This is a genomic window from Micromonospora sp. NPDC050495, assembly GCF_040655175.1.
Classification (GTDB): domain Bacteria; phylum Actinomycetota; class Actinomycetes; order Mycobacteriales; family Micromonosporaceae; genus Micromonospora.
In genome coordinates this window covers 1-1512 of record NZ_JBFAJK010000123.1, presented here as the reverse complement: position 1 = coordinate 1512, position 1512 = coordinate 1, and the positions used below count along the sequence as shown (strand labels likewise).

Below are 1512 nucleotides of genomic sequence, written 5' to 3'. Positions count from 1 at the left end.
CAACGCCGTTCAGTTAGGCGTGGGCGAGGCCGGTCAAGGGGTGTGTTGATCAGAGAGCGGGAAGCGGAGTTCCGGTATCAAGGTTTGTCACTCCAAGACAACCCAGAACCAGGAACTCCGCTTGGTGGATCAGATTGCCATAACCCGGACGGTCACGGTAGCGGCGGGGCCGTTCGCGGCGGGTCACCTCGGTGAGCTGACCCGGCTGTTGCCGTTCGAGATGATCGATGAGGTTCTGACTGCGACCCGACGTACGCAGCAGCGGATCCGGCTGCTGCCCGCCCGGGTCGTGGTCTATCTGCTGATCGCGGGCTGCCTGTTCGCCGATCTCGGCTACCGGCAGGTGTGGTCGAAACTCGTCGCCGGTCTGCATCCGCTGCCGGTGCCCGAGCCGTCGGGCAGCGCCCTGCGCCAGGCCCGGCAGCGGCTGGGCCCGGCACCCATGCGGGCCTTGTTCGAACTGCTCCGCGGTCCGGCGGCTACCAGTGCTGCCACGGTGTGGTGGCGGGGCCTGATGCCGGTCGTCATCGACGGCACCGTACTCACCGTCGCAGACTCGCCGGCCAACCTGCGCCGCTACGGCAAGCAACGGGGCAACAATGGCGGTTCCGGCTATCCCACGCTGCGGCTGAGCGCACTGCTGGCCTGCGGCACCCGTTCGGTGCTCGACGCGGTGTTCGACCCACTCAGCACCGGCGAGATCGCCCAAGCTGAACATCTGGCCCGCAGTCTGCGGTCCGGGATGCTGTTGCTGGGCGACCGCAACTACGCCAGCGCCGACCTGATCACCAGGATCGCCGCGACCGGGGCCGACCTGCTGATCCGCTGCAAAAGCAGCCGCAAACTACCTGTGCTCTGCCGCTACCCGGACGGATCCTGGCTCTCCGCCGTCAGCGGCCTACGGGTCCGCGTTGTCGATGCCCGGATCAGCATCACCACCAGCGGCGGCAGCCACACCGGCGACTACCGGCTGATCACCACCCTCCTCGACGTCCGCCGCCACCCGGCAGGCGACCTCGCCCGGCTCTACCACCAGCGCTGGGAGATCGAGACCGCCTACCTCGAACTCAAATCCAGCATCCTCGGCGGACGAGTCCTGCGAGCCCGCACCCCCGACGGCATCGACCAGGAAATCCACGCCCTGCTCATCACCTACCAGGTGCTACGCACCGCGATGGCCGACGCCACCGACAGCCGACCCGGCCTCGACCCGGACCGGGCCAGCTTCAGCACCGCCCTCAACGCCGCCCGCGACCAGATCACCCTGGCCGCCGGCGTCATCGCCGACACCGTCATCGACTTGGTCGGCGCCATCGGCGAACGCGTCCTGGCGAACCTGCTACCCGAGCGCCGCATCCGCACCAAAACCCGGATGATCAAACGCTCGAACTCCAAATACCAGGCCCGCGGACCGAACATCGACCGCCGCACCTACAAAGCCACCACCAACATCGACGTCATCACCAACGAACCTTGACAAGCGAGCCACCGACCTAACTGAACGGCGTTGCC

At 67.3% G+C, this 1512-nt stretch carries 1 protein-coding gene; it reads left to right on the top strand.

Going from position 1 to position 1512, the window contains the following annotated elements:
* Nucleotides 1-124: 124 nt before the first annotated feature.
* Nucleotides 125-1477 (top strand): IS4 family transposase, encoded by a 1353-nt coding sequence (locus AB0I11_RS34370; RefSeq protein ID WP_357330111.1) that lies wholly within the window; start codon nt 125-127, stop codon nt 1475-1477.
* The last annotated feature ends 35 nt before the right edge of the window (nt 1478-1512 follow it).